This is a genomic window from Bacteroidota bacterium, from assembly GCA_008933805.1.
Classification (GTDB): domain Bacteria; phylum Bacteroidota; class Bacteroidia; order UBA8524; family UBA8524; genus SB11.
The window spans coordinates 91216-108214 of the sequence record WBUH01000016.1; the positions used below are offsets into that span (position 1 = coordinate 91216).

The following is a 16999-nucleotide window of genomic DNA, read 5'->3' on the forward strand; positions in this document are numbered from 1 at the left end:
GGGGGCAGGGGGTGGATTAAACTATACTAAATCTCAAAGTTTATTCCGTCTTTTTCCAGTTGTTGGTAGCGTTGTTTATTGAAGCTGAACAGCTTACCGGGGCGACCTGCCCCTTCTGATTTAGCAATCTCGTTGGTAGCATCTAAAATTCCCAATGCCATCACCTTTTTTGAGAAATTGCGTCGGTCAATCTCCCTATCCAGCAAAGTAGTGTACAATCTTTCCAAATCAGCAAAGGGAAACTTCTTATCCAGCAACTCAAACCCAATGGGTTGGTACCGTATTTTAGCCCGTACACGGTTAATACCCGTTTGCAAAATTTCAGCATGGTCAAACGCCAACGAAGGCAGTTCTTTTATATTAAACCACTGCGCGTTTTCAGCATCGGTACTGGCTTTTAATTTTTGATAATCGGCTGATTTAACCAATGCAAAATAAGCCACCGAAACCACCCTGTAGCGTGAGTCGCGGTTAGGGTTGCCAAACGTGTACAACTGCTCAAGGTAGTTCACACTAATACCTGTTTCCTCGGCAAGTTCGCGGTGCACGGCATCTTCAAGGCTTTCATCCGTATGCACAAAGCCACCCGGCAGTGCCCAGTTGCCTTTATAGTCGCCATATTTGCGCTGCACCAGCAATACCGATACTCCGTCGCTTTTTGAGTAGCCAAAAACAACGGCATCAACAGCCACTTTTATATTTTGGGGTGCATTCATTTGGTGTTGCAAGATAAAACAAGCAAATAGTATCTTTCGCACACAGTTATTATGTACTTGTTAATACCCGGCCGTCACCAACTGCTCACCAATTTCCAGTTCAATTGTATCAATACCCTTGTGCAAGAAGGGTTACAAGGTCAAAAGGATGTATATGGAAACCCCATTACCATACAAGAACCCATTGAGGCAGTAATTTTTGCCGTAACATCGGCCAACCACAGCAATACGCGCCGTAATCCCCTACCCTTTTACCTTCGGGCAATTTCGATACAAGGTTTCGGCAACCAACTTACAATACCCGTGTACATATATGGGGTAGATGATGTAGGCAACCTACCCAATTTTGCCTCGTACACCACAAAACGCATTCGTCACGACAGCGATTTGCAACTGGATATCAATCCTTCCAACACAGCGGTAATCTGCTCTACCCCTGTACTAAAAATGTATGCGGAGTTAGGTTACACCATACTTCCGGCAGAGCTTACCAATATTAACACTTGGGAGTACAAAGCTCCTATGCCTTGGGACATTGTGGAGCGGATTGCCAATAGTGAAAACTGGACGAAAGACGCTTGGATTAGCGAGCATATTCATCCCGCATCCCAAAAAGTATGGACACAATATGCGCTGGGTGAAAAAGTACAGTTGTTGTTTAAAGATGCAATGATTGGCAACGATGGCGACCTGACGGAAACAAGGGATTATAACGTGTATGTGCGCCAAATGGATGAGATAGCCGAAATGAAGTTTGATGATACGGCAAGGTATATACAACAGGGACGTATTGGCGATATTGGTTGTGCGGTGGGCTCGTGGATACGATTGGCCTGCAAGCAGGAAAAATTGCGCGAAAGCGATTTTTACGGGGTAGAGGTTTCGAGGTATTTGTTTGAGTTGTGCCAACAACGCAAACTAAACGGTGAGTTTGCAAACCCCTTTGTGTTTTTCTCACAAAAGAATGCCGTTACAGGATTGGTGTTTGAGCCTAACAGCATGAATACCATCCACACTTCATCGCTTACGCATGAGATTGAATCGTACGGAAGCCGTGAAGATTTACTGCAATTTATTAAAAACAGGTTTGCAGAGCTTGCCTCGGGCGGGGTTTGGATAAACCGCGACGTGGTAGCCCCTTACAATAAACACCGCGAGGTATATCTGTGGCTGAACGATACAGACGGGCACGGCCATGATGTTTTTAAGGAGGTTGAAGAGCGAAAAGAGTTATCGGCCCACTTGCGCGGCCTATCTACCTATGCAAGGTTTTTACGATTTGCAAACGATTTTAGAGCCACCGAAGGCTATAAACTGGAATATACCATGAAAGAGGTTGACGGTAAAAAGTTTGCCGTAACCAGCCTGCAAAATGCTGCCGAGTTTATGAGCCGAAAAGACTATACGGATAACTGGCGTAGCGAAATGCACGAAACGTTTTGTTTTTGGGATTTTGACGAGTGGCAACAGCAATTAAAAGACGCCGGGTTTGTCATCCATCCCGAATCGGCGGCTTATACCAACGAGTGGATTGCCGAACACAGATGGAAAGACAAAGTAGCGTTGTTTGAACTTGAAAACGGAAACCTTGTACCCATAAGTTACCCGCCAACCACCATGATATTGATTGGCGAAAAACAATAATTACAAAGGATTTAAATCTTCGATATCGACAATACCGTTTTGGATGGCGAAAATAACCAGCCCGGCTGTGTTTTTACAGTTAGTTTTTTGCAACAAGTTGTTGCGGTGCCCATCTACCGTGCGGGGACTTACAAATAGTTTATCGGCTATTTCCTGCGTGGTATATTGAGCACAAATAAGGGTAAGTACTTCCTTCTCTTTTTTGGTGAGGTATAGATTATCAAATACGCTTTTTACAGGCGTTTTGTTGCCTTGCAGCATATTTTCGTTAATCAGCTTCATCACCACCTCATCGTAGTAATAACCGTTTTCCATCACCCCGCGTATGGCATCTATTACCTGTTTGCTGCTGCTATCTTTTGATAAATAGGCCGATACCCCCGCATCAATCATATTTATAACAAACGATTTACTAAAATAACTGCTAAGGGCAATAATCTTAATTTGCGGATAGCGTTTCCTAATCTCTTTGGTACTCTCAACGCCGTTCAGTTCGGGCATTTTCAAGTCCATAAGCACCAAATCAGGCAAAGGGTATTGCGGTAGTTTTTCAATCAGCACCTTACCGTTCTCGGCTTCAAAAATAATTTCAAAATCTTCTTCGCCCCTTAGTAGGGCGGCTACTCCTGTTCTAAACAGGGCTTCATCGTCAGCAATGGCTATGCGGATAGTGTGTGTGTTCATAGCGTGTATTTAATAAGCAATAATACACCCATTCCTTTACCTTCTTCTGTTTTAAATTTCAGAGAAGCATTCAGCATTTCGGCGCGGTTTTCAATGTTTTTCAAACCAAGACCTTTGCTTGCTTTTTCTAAATCAAACCCTTTGCCGTTATCCCGATACGAGTAATACAACCCCTTATCACTTTCGGCCAATTCAAGGCTTAGTTGGGTGGCTTTTCCATGTTTCAGCGAGTTGTTTACCAACTCTTGCGAAATTCTGAAAATATTTAGCTGTTGTTCTTCACTAAAATGGCTTTCGTTTATCTCAACCTCACATTTGGTCTCCACTCCGCCACCTACCGCCACATCTTCAAACAGTTCTTTAAGCGCTGCGCCCAAACCGAATTTCTCTAACACGGGCGGCAATAGTTTGTGCGAAATCTGGCGGGTGCTTTGTATGGTTTTGGAAGTGAGCGACAAAATACCGTCGGCCAAAACCGGTTTGGGTCCTATTTCATCAGCAAGGCGGCTGGCATTTTGATAAATAATGGTAAGTGCCGCCCCAATATCGTCGTGCAAATCGCGGGCTATGTTTCTTCTCTCTTCTTCTTGCGCCATCAGCACCGCGTGCAGCATTTGCGTTTTGTGTTTCAGCTCCAGCTCGTTGCGTTTTATCTCTTCGCTTAAGATTTTCTTTTTAGAAAATGTATAAATAAACACCACCGTTAAGGCCAACAGCAATGCCATTAATACAAAAAACACAATAAGGTTTATAATATTCTCTTGGCCGGGTATAGGGTTTTCCATATATCCACAAATATCAGCAATACAAAAATGATATGTAACAATACGTTTAATATCCAAATCATAGCCTGCACGCCTGGATCTATTTTTAAGAGATAATCACCAAAAAGAAAAATTACGGATGTGCCTGAAAAATAAATAAGCACCGCTGCGTTAATAAGCGGGTGGCTCAATTTTGCTAAACCTGTAAGTGTATAAACGTAGTAAACTATTGACAAACCTATAAACAAAAGGTTTGACATAAAATATAGTTGTCCACCTAATTGCCCCTTAATTTCTGCCCAATCTGTAACATATTTTTGTATAGCCCATGATAGGCTCACAATTCCAATGCCTGCAATTACTTGTGCTGCTTTTGTACCTCTAAATAATCGTTGGTAATAAATTACAAGCCATAACAGTTGAGCAAAAAATACGGAGTGGAATAAAATGGTGTTTGGTATAGCCATTTTCGCCATTATAAGGGCTACTAACACTATAACAAACACCAAAAATTCAAATACGGTAAACCATTTTAATGTTGTTGTTAGCCTATTAAAACTAAACAGCAGCAAAGCCGTTAGCACAAAAAAGGCTACTATATCAACATAGGTAAGAATTTGGTATACGCGATATAAAATTTCCTGCATGGAAATTTATTATAATGACTCTTCGGGCTTCCTGCCGCTCAATGGGCCTGTTCCACAAACGGGAGGGCAAGGTTGTGTAAGGTCATAAACGTGCTGTCCCAACAATGGATTAACCATTGTATGTCCGGCTGAGTTAACGCCTACAAGCATGAATTTGTATTCACCTTCGGGGGTAATGCCAAGCACGCCGCGTGCATTTGCTACACCCATTTCATCAATTACTTGTTGTAAATCAGCAATAGGTATTAAAAAACTTCTGATTTTTGATGGATCGTTTGCTAAACTTTCGCTTTCAATCCAGTTAGCTTGCCAAATTTCGGCTTCGGGTAGAGGAATTGTATTTACTGCCATGTTGATGTGTGTTTTAGATGTACCAAAGTTAGTTTTCTTTAGGATTTTTGCAACAAGGTTAGCATATAAACCTTTTGTTAATTCTGCTATCCGCTCACCAAATCAATTTTTTAGCTATTAATTATTTTTTTGTTGCAAGCAGATAAAAACACCTGTTTTATGTTTCCGTTAGAAGCATCTGTACTTTTCCGACTATAACCCTCGTACTTTGTCCCTCATTAGTTTCAAGTTTCTTATTAAAAACTTGAACTTTTATTAGTTATTAAACCACTTAAACTATCAAAAAAATGACTGCATCTGCACAAACACTAAGCGGTTGGTCGGCTCCAAGGGAGCTAACAGACCGCGCAACCCGTAACATGCCTGCCTTGGCAACCAATGGAGGCCTTATCTGCATGGCCTGGAGAGGCTTGGACCAAGACAACATCTGGGTATCTGTATCAAACGACAACGGACATTCATGGACTGCCCAAAAAGAACTTACTGACCGTTCTACTGCCAATGCTCCTGCATTGTGTGTAATTAACGGCAGGTTTATCATGGCTTGGAGAGGAACCGGACAGAACAATATCTGGACCTCATACTCAACTGACGGCTTAAACTGGAGCGCACAAGTTGAGCTACAAGACCGTGCTACTACTAACAATCCATCATTGGCCGGTGTTGACGGCATTGGCGCTGTAATGGCATGGCGCGGGCTTGACCAAGCTAACATCTGGATTTCTACTTCGAGTGACGGTATTACCTGGAGCCCACAAGTTGAGCTGCAAGACCGTGCTACCCAAAGCGGCCCTGCTGTTAGCGGAACCAACACCCAAGGCGGTTTGTTTGCCATGCTATGGCGTGGCTTAGACCAAGATAACCTTTGGAAATCAAACTCGAAAAACGGTGCTAACTGGAGCCCACAAAGCGAGATTACTACCAGTGCTACTGTTGACAGCCCCGGCTTAACTCACTCTGATTCATTGGGTGTGTTTTATGCTGGCTGGCACGGATTAAACGCCCCCAACAACCCCAACATTTTTGTATCTTGGTCAACCGATGGCATTAACTATGCCCCACAAGTTGATACAGGAATGCAATCGCAAAACGGACCTGCTTTAACACCTGCAGGCAATGGCTTGTTGATGGCATTTAGGGGACAAAACAAAAACAACATTTTTGTTGCTAACCTAAACTCATAATACACTTTACCACTGCTCTGAGGGCCGGATGTGCAATGTGCACACCGGCCTTTTTTATTTTAAACCCTTAGCCTTGTTTTGGGTGTTACAACTTTTTAGCCTTATTGTTGTTGATTATTTCAAAACACCCCATGTTGTATCATAAAGTTTATAGCCATGCCACATCACCTGTATGGGTAGTTTTTGTGCACGGCGCAGGGGGAAGCTCAAATGTTTGGTACAAACAGGTAAAAGACTTTAAAACCCACTTTAATGTATTGCTGATTGACTTGCGCGGACACGGTAAATCGCAAAATGTGTTTAGCGAGGTTTGGCAAAGCAAATACACGTTTGAAGATGTGAGTAAAGATGTGCTGGATGTGCTGGATTTTTTACAGATACAAAAAGCCCATTTTGTAGGTATTTCATTAGGTACGATTATTATCAGAACAATTGCCGAAATAAACCCTGAACGGATCGAATCGCTGATACTGGGTGGTGCAGTAACCCGCCTCACCATCAAATCACGCATATTGGTTAATGTGGGCAATGCCATCAAACGCATCATCCCCTATATGTGGCTGTATAAAATTTATGCGTGGATATTGTTGCCCAAAGCCAATCACGCACAATCGCGCAACTTGTTTATCAAAGAAGCTAAAAACCTATATCAGAAAGAGTTTTTACGCTGGTTTAAACTCACAAAAGATTTAAACCCGTTGCTGAAACTGTTTCGTGAAAAGCCCTTGCACTTACCCATTTTTTATGTGATGGGCGAAGAAGATTATATGTTTTTGGAACCTGTGCACGAAATGGTAAAAACCCACCTTAACAGTACCCTGTATGTGATTGAAAATTGCGGCCATGTGGTGAATGTAGAACGTCCCGAAGTGTTTAACAATGTTGCAATAGAGTACATCACTACCTTTGAAGGCCGCGCAACATAAGCATTTCAAACACTTATTACGCATTTCTATTAATCCTGCGGTGGCTTAATGCCTTTTTAACTCATATTGCTTAGATTTGCTATTAATGAAAAAGTTTGCCTATATACTATCGGTGGTGGGGGCATTTATAGCCCTGCAAAGCGGGTTGTATGCGCAAAACAAAAAATACACCCTTACAGGCACCATTTACGACTCGCTATCGGCCAGTCCGATTACCAAAGCACACGTGCTTATTTCGGGCACAAAATTCTCTGACAGTTCAAAAACCGACGGCACATTTAAGATTGACGACTTAGTGCCCGGCACTAACAACCTTATAGTTTCAGCAAAAGGCTACGACACAAGCATTGTGCGTTTTGAAATACGCAAAAACATGAAGCTGAATGTGAAGTTGATGCCGCGCCCTAAAGATACTGTTGCCGCTGCTCCCAAAAAGGACTCTGCGGCCAAGGCTGACAGTGTGAAGAAAAACCAACCTGCACCTGAAAAGGCTGAAAAAAAACAAAAGGAGAAAAAGAAAAGACAAAGCCTTACTGATGCCGACAAAGAACAATTGCGGGTACTGATTGAAGATGTAATTTTTTCTAAATCAATATATTTTCAGAGAATAAAGGACAAAAAGAAAAGTGTTTGGCTATCGGGCAGCTTTTCTATTGATACCGGATATTTATACGAGTTTGAGGCAAAATTCTCAAAGAAACCCGAAGGCGGTTTTGAGTTATTATGGCTTGAATTTGAAATGAAAGGCCGAAACATGAACGGGCCACAATGACCCGTAAAGAATTTATAGAGCTTACCGGACTTAGCATAGCGGCCTTTTGCGTTGGCTGCACTAAAATCGATTTTTTACCTCAAGAAATTGTAGCCACACAAGATACAGGCTACCGAGATACTGCCGAGCGAAAACCCAGACCCAGCTTGCAGGGACCACATCCTCCCCCACCTCCTAAACTTGATTTTACAATAGACTTGAATAATGCCGCAAACTTTGCCTTACTAACCGACGGCGGGTTTATGCATTTTGAAACGGTAATTGTGGCCCGAACGTTTGCAGGGCAATATATAGCCGCGCAAAAAAACTGCACCCACAACGGAGTTGAAATTAATTTTAGCGGTGCAAACAACCGCTACGAATGTCCGGGACATGGCTCGATATTTACTAATGACGGCACTGTGGTGCTTGGTCCGGCACAAACCGCACTAAAAACCTACAAAACCCAACTGAACGGCAATTTATTACGGGTGTTTGAGTAGAATTATACAGTCTAAAACAATGCAGCCCGAAGAAACGTAAGTTTCTTCGGGCTGCGATTTTATAATCGGAAGGATGAAACCTTCTGATAAAAGAGGGATACTATTTCACTTTCGCTTCAACCACGTGCAAAACATCTGCATCGCGGTGAACGTAGAATACGATCGAGCATTTATCCGCATTCCATTCGTTTTTCAACTTAATTGAAAACGATTTTTCAACTACGCGGTTCTTTTCGGGCATACCACTAACAGAAGCGGGCAACAATGGGTCTTTAAACGCAGCCATAGTCCGCAATACGTGATTGTGCACATAATTAAGTTCAATACCCTTTTTCACAGGGTCGCTGGCTAAATCTTCATCTTTTTGCGGGGTTATGATACCGCTTTCGCAGATACCCGCGCTAAAAAACGGACGCATGGTTAATGTATCGGTAGTAAACACTGCCTTCAATTTCACATTCAATTCACGGGTGGCAGGGTCATAACTTTTCTCAATGTACAGGTTTACAGGTGTGGGCACAGCCATACGGCTTACTGCATACCCTTCCCAAGTACCTGCCGTAGGAGATTTGTGTACCCTGTCAATTGTACCAAAAGGCAAACCGCCGGGGCGTCCCACTATGTTGTATATCAGCAAATCGTAGTTGGTGCGCATATCCACATCTTTAGTACTATCTAAAGGAGTGGTGAACTGCGGAAAATCCCTACCGTGAATACTCAACGCAACAATCCTGTTGGGATTACGCAGCTGCATTTCTTCGATGGCCCTATGGCCTTTGGGGCAATTACTGCAACGTGCGCCCGTTAAATCCTCAACCAATGAGTTTTTAGATTGCGGGGTTTCAGCAGCAGCAGCTATATACGTTGTATCATAAAACTGCACGGCGGGTTTAGTAAGTATCACACCGGGGTTTTCTTCTTTACAAGCAGCAAAAGCCAGCAAGGCTGCACTTGCAAAAAGGGTTTTATGTATCAATTTCATCGGTTTCATAATCAGCTAAATATACAGACTATTATTTTTAAAAAGAAGTTGTAACAGCCACACGTACTCCGTTAAATGCAGGCTCAATACGGCAAATACCACCGGTACAGTTTACGCCCGCTACTTGCTTTTTGTACTCAGCCACAAAACGGGTACGGCCTTCTTGATAGGCGGCAAAAACAGTGTAATAATGTATCTGCTCGTTTGAGATAAGTTCTTGCGGAGTACCGGGGGTACGCACAGGCGCAGTGTTTACCATATCTCCTACGGCAAACGAAAGTTTGGGGGCTATGTTGTATTCAATCAGCGCGTTTACAAAGCTACCTTGGTCTTGTTGGGTTTGAAGGTATTGCCACTCTAAACGCAACGATTGCTTACGGCTAATTTTGTAGTTAAACTCGCCAAAAGGGGTAAGCGTTTGCACATCGGGTGCTGATGTGTTCAACTCATATATTTTTTGGTTGTAGAAGATGGTTTGAAAACCCAACGTCATTTTAAAATTTTTGTTGAATTTGTGGTTCACATCAACATACACCTCCCTAAACAACTTAGTTGTTTTGCCGGGCTGCACCCCGTTGCTTTGCACATACGAGAAGTTACCCGTCACAGTGGTATTTTTTTCAGGAGTCAGCGTAAAATCGGCTTGTATGCCTTCCTCTCCTAATTCTTGAGCAAACGGATTGTAACGAGCCAATAAACGATAGGTATTTTGACGGGTTAACGCTGGCATATAAGTAACAATGCCGTTTAGCAACACGTTATAAGGTGAACTGCGGAATTGGTACTTATCAATTTTGCGACCTTGTACATTGATACCAAAGCCTTTGGTTGAATACGAAATATTGCCCAACAACACCTTGCCTTGCGAAGAATATAAATCGGTAGAAAGGTTATTGCGCAATGCTTCTTGGGTTTTGTGAGCGTACTCAAAGTACATGCTCACTTTCTCAAACAAGTTAATGGTGGTATATCCTGTAAAAGCGTAGGTATTGTATTTGGGAATAAACCTTCTTTCAAGCGGCATACCGTTTATTTCGGTTACCAACTGGCTCATGGTACCATCGTCCAAAGTACGGTTAACTGCGCCCGCACCTACGTTTAGGTTTATTTTTCCTGACAGGCGGAATCCCTTCTCTGCATTAACACCCGAAAGGGCTTGCTTTGAAAAGTTGAAACGGCTATCCTCTAAGGTAGTGGCATTAAAAAAGCCTTTTTGGTTCCCCACAAAAGCCTTCACAAAAAAGTTATCGCTAAGGGTATATTTCACCCTTACCCCTTGCACGGCATAATCAATACCGATAAGTCGGTCTTCAAATGCACGGAACACCAATCCTGCACCAATTTGATCGTAAAACGAACCTACGGTAAAGTTTAGCTTTCCTACATCTTTGCTGATGCTCCAAAACCCGATACCGTGGTTGCTGTATGAAGCTAACGGAGCTAACAGGTTTGAGTTTGAAAAGAAATCGTAACGAAAGTTAAAATCGAAGCCTTTTACCTTGTAATTAAGAAACAGAAAACTTTCGTTGCTTGATAATTGCCTGGTGTATTGCGGCGGCAACTGACCCAATTTATCATCTTTAATAAAGAAGTTGCTGCCGGTTTGAAAATTACCTGTAAGCTGCCCGAAATCGGGCTTTTGGTCTTGTGCTGAAACATTGGCGAAGTAAGAAAGCAGTAAAAAGGCGGGTAGTATTTTCTTTAGCACGGTGGTATAGGTTTTTAACTGTGTGAAAAGACTTTCAATATTATTGAAATGTTATAAGAAATGTCCTTAACCGAATAAAATTTTAAGATAGAATAAGGGGTTACTAAACTTGGCCCTCATATCCATATCTTCAAACATACACGAAATGGTTTCTCGCAGGGTTGTGTTTTTTGATGCCTTGTTTACCACGGCATTAAACAACCACGGGTATTTGCAAAGCTTCTGCATGGTATGACTTAGCTTTAGTTCGCTCCACAAATAGCGGTACACGTCTTCATCGTAACCGGCCAGTGCATTTGCGCTAAAGTCGTTTGTTTGCAATGCCTTTTTCACAGCATCGGCAGCAAATCTTCCGCATATCATGGCATTACCGATACCTTCGCCCGTAAAAGGGTCTATCAAACTACCGGCATCGCCCGTAAGCAAAAAGCCTTCTCCGCTTATTTTCCTCTTTTTTGAGCCCAACGGTAAGCCCCACCCTAGTATTTTGCCTTCAAGTGTGGCATTTTTAAAACGGGGTGCTATTTGCGGGTTTTCATTAATAATTTTAAGTGTCTTTTCGCGCAGGTTCACCTTTTTGGCACTTGCCGCTTTGGTTAGAATACCTGCCCCTACATTGGCCATACCGTTAGGCATGGGGAATATCCAGAAATACCCGGGCAATAATTCATCTAAAAAGTGAAGCTCGATATAGTTTTGGGGGTGCAACCCTTCAACTCCTTTATAGTAAGCACGTATGCCTCCGCAATAATGTGCGGGTTCCATTTTATGGCCTGCCAGTTTTTTGGCTACTATGCTACGGTCGCCCTCACTGCCAATCAATAGCTTGGTAAACACCGATATTTCTTTATCCCCCTGTTTCAGTTTCAGCGCGTAACCGCCATCGGTACGGGTAGCGTCAATCAACTCAGTGCCCTGCATTAGTTGGGCGTACTCGGGGTTGATTTTGCTCACCAAAAAATTATCAAAGTCTAACCGTTTTGAGATAAAACCCGGCGCATGTTTTTCTTTGCTTAGGTCGCTCTTAAACGGTATATCAATAAAATTATAGTTGGGCGCAACAAACTTTACGCCCCAGCTGGGGGTGTATTCATTTGGATTGGCGGCAATCTCATCGATTAGCGAAGGGTCGAGTTTTTTAAAAACCTCTACTACTTTGCCACTAAGGGCATCGCCGCAAATTTTATCGCGCGGAAAAACGGCCTTATCAATAATGATATGGGGTATTTTTTCTTTTGACAAGAATAACGAAGTGGTGGCACCCGCAGGGCCCGCTCCGGCTATTAAAACATCGGTGGTGTAATTATACGTGCTGATGGCGCAAAAATAGGGTTTTGAATGTTATGTAGGGGATGTATTTTGAGTATTTGGACGGGCATTCAGTCAGGCATTCCACAAGCATCGGAAATTCCGACGGACATAAAGTCCGCGGCTGTTAGATTATATCACCTCGAATGGTTTAAGCCATTCGAGGTGGCACATCCAACTGAACAGCATTTTATATGCTGTCCTCCAATTATGCCATCATGCCCAAAAACAAAAAAGCGGGGTCTTACGACCCCGCCCTTCGGATTAAAAGTACTTAACTACAATTGATAATTATTTGCTAACCGAAACCCTGCCTGTGTATTGGGCATGGGTTGTACTTACACCTATGATGTATAAGCCGTTTTTCAAGCCTTCCAAATCAACATTCAAAATGTTATTGCCCTGTACCGCAGGCAGTGCAAGTGTTTTTACTGCTTTGCCGGCCAAGTCGTAAATAGTTACAGTGGCTACGCCGTCCGCAGCATTTTCAAAGTTTAATGAAACGTTGTTGCTTGCGGGGTTAGGATAAATACCCAAAGCAACAGCAGTTGTTTCAAGTATTCCTGTTCCTGATTTTTTCAGTTTAATATCTTTACTGTTCACATCAAAGTTACCGTTGGTAGCACTTGGGTTATCACCGGTAAGAGTTACTAAATACTCCTCGCTGGGTTTGCCTATTACTTCAATGCGCACTTTGTAGCTGCCAAAAGCAAGGTTGCTAAAGCTATAAGCTCCGCCCCCATCGGTTTTAACAAACGCAACAGGGTGTCCGGCAGCAGTAAACAACAACACATCCGCCTTTTCAACAGGGTCGCCTGTTTTGTTAGCACCTACCGAAACAAGACCGCCAATAAACCCTGAGCCGCCGGGGTTAGTACCCTTAATCAATGTGATGTTGGCAACCGTGTAAGGACTGGTTGTAATAGACACATTAGTAGCACTGCTCCACAAGCTGGCTTTAGTATGGTAAGTAGGTAAATAATTACTGTAATGGATTGATGAAGGCAACAACGCTGCTTTTACCAGATAATTACCGGGCATCACCCTGAACATATAAGTACCAGAGTCGGTTAAATTGGTCGAGTCAATAGCAGTAAGCAATACATCGCTACCAACACTGTCGCGTTTAATCAACCATACACGGCAAAAACCGCTGTCGATTTGAGAAGAGGTGCTATCCAAATCCACATACCCGGCAAGGAATGCACGTGGATCAATGTGAACATTTTTACAAATGGTATCCCCACATCCCCGCACGGTATCCCATGCTGTTAAACAAACGTTGTAAGTACTATCAACCGATGCGTAATTATGGGTTGGGTATTTAGCAGTTGAAAAACTTCCATCGCCAAACGACCAATAGAATGAATTAGCAGTACTTGACCAACCAGGACTAAAGTATGCTAAGGAACCTGAAACACTATAATTAAAGTTGGTTGTGAACCCGGCACATGGATTGTAAGCAGGGCAATAAACAAAATCAATAATTACCGTATCGCGGTAATGCAAATGAGGATTATCGTTAACTATTGAGTCGCTGCGGCAATCTAAAATTGACGCATTAATTTTACCTGCCGAGTCTAACACTTTGAACCAACCTGAATACTGGCCGCTGCTATTCGTGTAAAACGTTTCGGTATGCCACCAGCCATACCAACTAGTAAATTGCGATACCACTACCGGATAACCGTTTATAGGAGTATCAATCTGGCCTTTAACAAATACACTATCGTATGCGGGCACATATAAGTATAAGGGCACTGAATCGTGACAGCCCAACAGGGTATCCCTTGACACAAAAGAAACGTTGTAGCCACCAGCTGAAGGCACTGAGAATGTGGTACCCAAGCCGTTGTATTTGCTGCCGCCCAATAGATTCCAGTAAAATTTGTTTCCGTTGGTGTTGGCATCAACTGTTATTTGCTTGGTAAATGGATTAACAAAGCTATACACTGAAGTATAGAACTTGCTGCAACCCGTATCGCAATACCTGAAATTTAACCAAAGCGTATCGTTGTTTTTGGTTGAGTCGTAAAAGTCATTTTGGGTAAGAGTATCGTATTGGTTGCGGCAACCAACGGTGCTTACCCAAATACTACCGTAGCTGCAAGCGCCCAAATTTAAATTAGGGAAATAATAATCACCTGTAGAAGTGGTAGTGGTGCTATCAATAAAGAAACAACCTGAACCCGGGCCACCTGAAAAGGAAACCCACACCTTTTTTCCTGATATGGCAGTATCTATGCTACCATATACGCTGACATTGTTTTGAGCCCTGCTATGTAAGGCTAAACTCAATACAGCTACCAAAGCCAATAAAATTTTTTTCATAAGAGTTTAATGTTTTCTTACTCACTATCACGTATGAAAAATGGCTTGGGTTGGGCTGACTATAAAAAAAAACAGGCAGGACCCCTTTTTGGCCCTGCCTGAACACCATACCAAACATTAAAAATTTTACTTACTGCATTTGTCTAAGCCACCAAATGCCCCAAAAAAATCGGGATAAACCTGTTTAATGCTCGAAAACTATCCTTAAACATCATGAAAACGATGCAAATGATAAAATATTTTAACCATCACAGATTATTATACAAAAAAATGACAAACACTTATAAAACACCCATAAACAGGGCAGCTTGAAAAAATTACATTATATTGAAATATGGAAAAACTGCTTGATAACGATGTGAAAGTGTTTTTGGGAGGTGAAAAATACACTACTCAAATTGATACCGTAAACCACGTTTTTTTGGCCGATGAGCCTGAAAACAAAGGTGGTTTTGATAAAGGACCTGCCCCATACCAGTTATTACTGGCAAGTTTGGGAAGCTGCACAGCCATTACTGTAAAAATGTATGCCGAACGGAAAAACTGGCCGCTTGAAAATGTGCACGTAACCTTAAATATGGAACAAGAAGATACCCCACAGGGTAAACATACCGTTTTCATTCGCAAACTGCACTTAGCGGGAGCTTTATCACAAGAGCAACAAGAACGGTTATTAACAGTGGCAAAGGCTTGCCCCGTTGCCAAAATATTAACAGGCACTATTGAAATTGACAGCAGGTTGGTGTAGATTAATCGTTAACGAACAGCAGCAGCCATATTGTTTTGAAAAAATAGAACAGAGTAATACCTGCAAGGCACCAAAATCCAAAGAAGGTCAGAAGTGCAGAAAGTGGAGCTGTTGCATTGGTAATGGCCAAAAACAATACTGAAAGGAATAGGGTGAGTATTAGAGCTGCGATGAAGTTGAAGAAATTATGCTTAACCCTAATTGCTCTGCTCATCTTCTTTATTTCTGATAGGGTGTGTGGTTTTCCGCCAACATATACTTTTAATTTTTTTCGAATGCCTGAGAAAAATTTTGCGACCGAACCGACAACTATCATAAACAATAAAAACAAGGCAATCATGTAGCCGTAAAAAACAATTGCTAAAGGACTTGCTGAAGACTCAATTACTGTAGCAACAGTGAAGGCTATTATAGCCGCTAATATTGCAAAAAATAGTGTTGCGGCTACTCCTAAAATCATTGTAACTAATACTTCAGTAATGTTGTCAATCCCTAAATGTGTTTCTGCAACATTATTGTTTGTAGCCAAAGTACTCGTATCATGTTGCTCAACTTTATCGTATAAGTTCGTCACAATACGGTTTGTGTGTACTACTCTTATTTCACGCCCCGCTCTTCTTGGCTCATTCACCGTATCATAAGAGCAAATGTGAGGGTTAGAATGATTAGGGGTAGAAAACGTAAGAACGATTGGTTTTGAGGCTAATGTTATGTGTTTTTTACCATTCTTTTTTTTAACCAAAGAGGACTGTGTTGGTTTTTTTACTTTGGGGATGTGACCATACCTGGTACTGCATGATGAACTAAGGACAAGAAATAGAATGACAAACAAGCAGGATATACCTTTAAAAGCAATTTTAATCATAAAAAAATACGTTAAGCCCACTAAAAGTGGCTCATGTTTTCATAGTTTACAGCAATATATAAAAGATGCTCAGTGATTGGTATCTTTGTGCTTTAAATAGCTACAATATTTTTTGAAAAAACAACTTTTTGATACTGCCAAAAAACAGGAAACTGCGGTACTGGTAGCCGTGCAAACCCAAAAGCAGCGCGATTACCAAGCCAAGGAATACTTAGATGAACTTGAGTTTTTGGCCGAAACAGCCGGAGTGAAGACCTTAAAAAAATTCACACAAAAGCTGGAGCGACCCGATACACGAACGTTTGTAGGAAAGGGCAAGCTGGAGGACATTCGCTTGTACATTGAGGAATACAAAGTAGATACTGTAATTTTTGACGATGAGCTTTCTCCAAGTCAGGTGAGGAACATTGAGCAGGAACTCAACTGCAAAGTGCTTGACCGCGCCAACCTGATACTTGATATTTTTGCTACCCGTGCACAAACCGCTACCGCCAAAGCGCAAGTGGAGCTGGCACAAACCCAATACATTTTACCCCGACTTACCCGAATGTGGACGCACCTTAGCAAACACCAAGGGGGTGTGGGCACAAGAGGACCGGGTGAAAGCGAGATTGAAACCGACCGTCGCGGAATACGTAACCGCATCAGCTTGCTGAAAGAACGACTGGCCGAGATTGACAAGCAAAACCTAACGCGTCGCAAAAACCGCGACGGGGTGATTAGGGTGGCTTTAGTAGGCTATACCAACGTGGGCAAAAGCACTATTATGAATTTGCTTACCAAAAGCGATGTATTGGCCGAAAATAAACTGTTTGCTACACTGGATAGTACCGTGCGCAAAGTAGTGTTGGATAATACCCCGTTCCTGCTTTCAGATACAGTAGGGT

General features: G+C 42.3%; 17 protein-coding genes. 7 read left to right on the forward strand and 10 right to left on the reverse strand.

From position 1 onward, the window contains the following. Positions 1–26 precede the first annotated feature (26 nt). Positions 27–716 (reverse strand): NUDIX hydrolase, encoded by a 690-nt coding sequence (locus F9K23_14885; protein KAB2914249.1) that lies wholly within the window; start codon positions 714–716, stop codon positions 27–29. Between the two features lie 51 nt (positions 717–767). Here F9K23_14885 and F9K23_14890 point away from each other — a divergent pair, with 51 nt between their 5' ends. Continuing rightward, a complete protein-coding gene (locus F9K23_14890) occupies positions 768–2360 on the forward strand; it encodes a transferase (protein ID KAB2914250.1) in 1593 nt (530 codons plus the stop codon). Here the strand turns inward: F9K23_14890 and F9K23_14895 are convergent, their stop codons facing one another. The 4 genes from F9K23_14895 to F9K23_14910 are packed head-to-tail and all read right to left on the reverse strand — an operon-like array spanning position 2361 to position 4806. Continuing rightward, positions 2361–3044, reverse strand: coding sequence for a response regulator transcription factor (locus F9K23_14895; GenBank protein KAB2914251.1), 684 nt, complete (start codon positions 3042–3044; stop codon positions 2361–2363). After that, positions 3041–3829 carry a sensor histidine kinase gene (locus F9K23_14900; GenBank protein KAB2914252.1) on the reverse strand — a complete coding sequence of 263 codons (789 nt, stop codon included), beginning with the start codon at positions 3827–3829 and terminating at the stop codon, positions 3041–3043. The genes F9K23_14895 and F9K23_14900 overlap by 4 nt, the downstream gene beginning before the upstream one ends. Next, positions 3793–4455, reverse strand: a complete 663-nt coding sequence (locus F9K23_14905; GenBank protein KAB2914253.1) for a hypothetical protein — start codon at positions 4453–4455, stop codon at positions 3793–3795. Before F9K23_14905 ends, F9K23_14900 begins: the two co-directional genes overlap by 37 nt. A gap of 9 nt (positions 4456–4464) precedes the next feature. Beyond that, entirely contained in the window at positions 4465–4806 is a 342-nt protein-coding gene (locus F9K23_14910; GenBank protein ID KAB2914254.1) for a hypothetical protein, read from the reverse strand. Positions 4807–5093: 287 nt separating this feature from the next. Between F9K23_14910 and F9K23_14915 the strand changes: the two genes are divergently transcribed. From F9K23_14915 to F9K23_14930, 4 genes are all read left to right on the forward strand, one after another. After that, positions 5094–5990: an exo-alpha-sialidase gene (locus F9K23_14915; protein ID KAB2914255.1), complete on the forward strand. Its 897-nt coding sequence runs from the start codon at positions 5094–5096 to the stop codon at positions 5988–5990. A gap of 131 nt (positions 5991–6121) precedes the next feature. After that, positions 6122–6916, forward strand: a complete 795-nt coding sequence (locus F9K23_14920; protein KAB2914256.1) for an alpha/beta hydrolase — start codon at positions 6122–6124, stop codon at positions 6914–6916. Positions 6917–7001: 85 nt separating this feature from the next. Then, positions 7002–7688 carry a carboxypeptidase-like regulatory domain-containing protein gene (locus F9K23_14925; GenBank protein KAB2914257.1) on the forward strand — a complete coding sequence of 229 codons (687 nt, stop codon included), beginning with the start codon at positions 7002–7004 and terminating at the stop codon, positions 7686–7688. Then, entirely contained in the window at positions 7685–8170 is a 486-nt protein-coding gene (locus tag F9K23_14930; protein KAB2914258.1) for a Rieske 2Fe-2S domain-containing protein, read from the forward strand. The genes F9K23_14925 and F9K23_14930 overlap by 4 nt, the downstream gene beginning before the upstream one ends. A 100-nt stretch (positions 8171–8270) precedes the next feature. Here the strand turns inward: F9K23_14930 and F9K23_14935 are convergent, their stop codons facing one another. The 4 genes from F9K23_14935 to F9K23_14950 form a co-directional block, all read right to left on the reverse strand. Continuing rightward, positions 8271–9161 (reverse strand): Omp28-related outer membrane protein, encoded by an 891-nt coding sequence (locus tag F9K23_14935; protein KAB2914259.1) that lies wholly within the window; start codon positions 9159–9161, stop codon positions 8271–8273. Positions 9162–9189: 28 nt separating this feature from the next. Then, positions 9190–10860, reverse strand: coding sequence for a hypothetical protein (locus F9K23_14940; GenBank protein ID KAB2914260.1), 1671 nt, complete (start codon positions 10858–10860; stop codon positions 9190–9192). A gap of 66 nt (positions 10861–10926) precedes the next feature. After that, the gene (locus tag F9K23_14945; protein KAB2914261.1) at positions 10927–12177 is read right to left on the reverse strand and encodes a geranylgeranyl reductase family protein; all 1251 of its coding nucleotides are present in this window, start codon (positions 12175–12177) and stop codon (positions 10927–10929) included. 282 nt (positions 12178–12459) lie between these two features. Next, the gene (locus F9K23_14950; GenBank protein KAB2914262.1) at positions 12460–14499 is read right to left on the reverse strand and encodes a T9SS type A sorting domain-containing protein; all 2040 of its coding nucleotides are present in this window, start codon (positions 14497–14499) and stop codon (positions 12460–12462) included. Between the two features lie 334 nt (positions 14500–14833). Between F9K23_14950 and F9K23_14955 the strand changes: the two genes are divergently transcribed. Then, entirely contained in the window at positions 14834–15247 is a 414-nt protein-coding gene (locus F9K23_14955; protein ID KAB2914263.1) for an OsmC family protein, read from the forward strand. Between the two features lies 1 nt (position 15248). Here F9K23_14955 and F9K23_14960 read toward each other — a convergent pair whose 3' ends face one another. Further along, the gene (locus F9K23_14960; GenBank protein KAB2914264.1) at positions 15249–16112 is read right to left on the reverse strand and encodes a hypothetical protein; all 864 of its coding nucleotides are present in this window, start codon (positions 16110–16112) and stop codon (positions 15249–15251) included. Positions 16113–16224: 112 nt separating this feature from the next. On the opposite strand from F9K23_14960, the gene hflX reads away from it, so the two are divergent. Next, positions 16225–16999: GTPase HflX (gene hflX / locus F9K23_14965; GenBank protein KAB2914265.1), on the forward strand; the 775-nt coding region annotated here is incomplete at its 3' end.

Excerpts from the sequence above, each read along its gene's own strand:
- F9K23_14915 (KAB2914255.1), top strand. The coding sequence starts at position 5,094 with ATGACTGCATCTGCACAAACACTAAGCGGTTGGTCGGCTCCAAGGGAG.
- F9K23_14905 (KAB2914253.1), bottom strand. The coding sequence starts at position 4,455 with ATGCAGGAAATTTTATATCGCGTATACCAAATTCTTACCTATGTTGAT.
- F9K23_14925 (KAB2914257.1), top strand. The coding sequence starts at position 7,002 with ATGAAAAAGTTTGCCTATATACTATCGGTGGTGGGGGCATTTATAGCC.
- F9K23_14935 (KAB2914259.1), bottom strand. The coding sequence starts at position 9,161 with ATGAAACCGATGAAATTGATACATAAAACCCTTTTTGCAAGTGCAGCC.
- F9K23_14930 (KAB2914258.1), top strand. The coding sequence starts at position 7,685 with ATGACCCGTAAAGAATTTATAGAGCTTACCGGACTTAGCATAGCGGCC.
- F9K23_14900 (KAB2914252.1), bottom strand. The coding sequence starts at position 3,829 with ATGGAAAACCCTATACCCGGCCAAGAGAATATTATAAACCTTATTGTG.
- F9K23_14890 (KAB2914250.1), top strand. The coding sequence starts at position 768 with ATGTACTTGTTAATACCCGGCCGTCACCAACTGCTCACCAATTTCCAG.
- F9K23_14955 (KAB2914263.1), top strand. The coding sequence starts at position 14,834 with ATGGAAAAACTGCTTGATAACGATGTGAAAGTGTTTTTGGGAGGTGAA.
- F9K23_14920 (KAB2914256.1), top strand. The coding sequence starts at position 6,122 with ATGTTGTATCATAAAGTTTATAGCCATGCCACATCACCTGTATGGGTA.
- F9K23_14950 (KAB2914262.1), bottom strand. The coding sequence starts at position 14,499 with ATGAAAAAAATTTTATTGGCTTTGGTAGCTGTATTGAGTTTAGCCTTA.
- F9K23_14960 (KAB2914264.1), bottom strand. The coding sequence starts at position 16,112 with ATGATTAAAATTGCTTTTAAAGGTATATCCTGCTTGTTTGTCATTCTA.
- F9K23_14895 (KAB2914251.1), bottom strand. The coding sequence starts at position 3,044 with ATGAACACACACACTATCCGCATAGCCATTGCTGACGATGAAGCCCTG.
- F9K23_14910 (KAB2914254.1), bottom strand. The coding sequence starts at position 4,806 with ATGGCAGTAAATACAATTCCTCTACCCGAAGCCGAAATTTGGCAAGCT.
- F9K23_14885 (KAB2914249.1), bottom strand. The coding sequence starts at position 716 with ATGAATGCACCCCAAAATATAAAAGTGGCTGTTGATGCCGTTGTTTTT.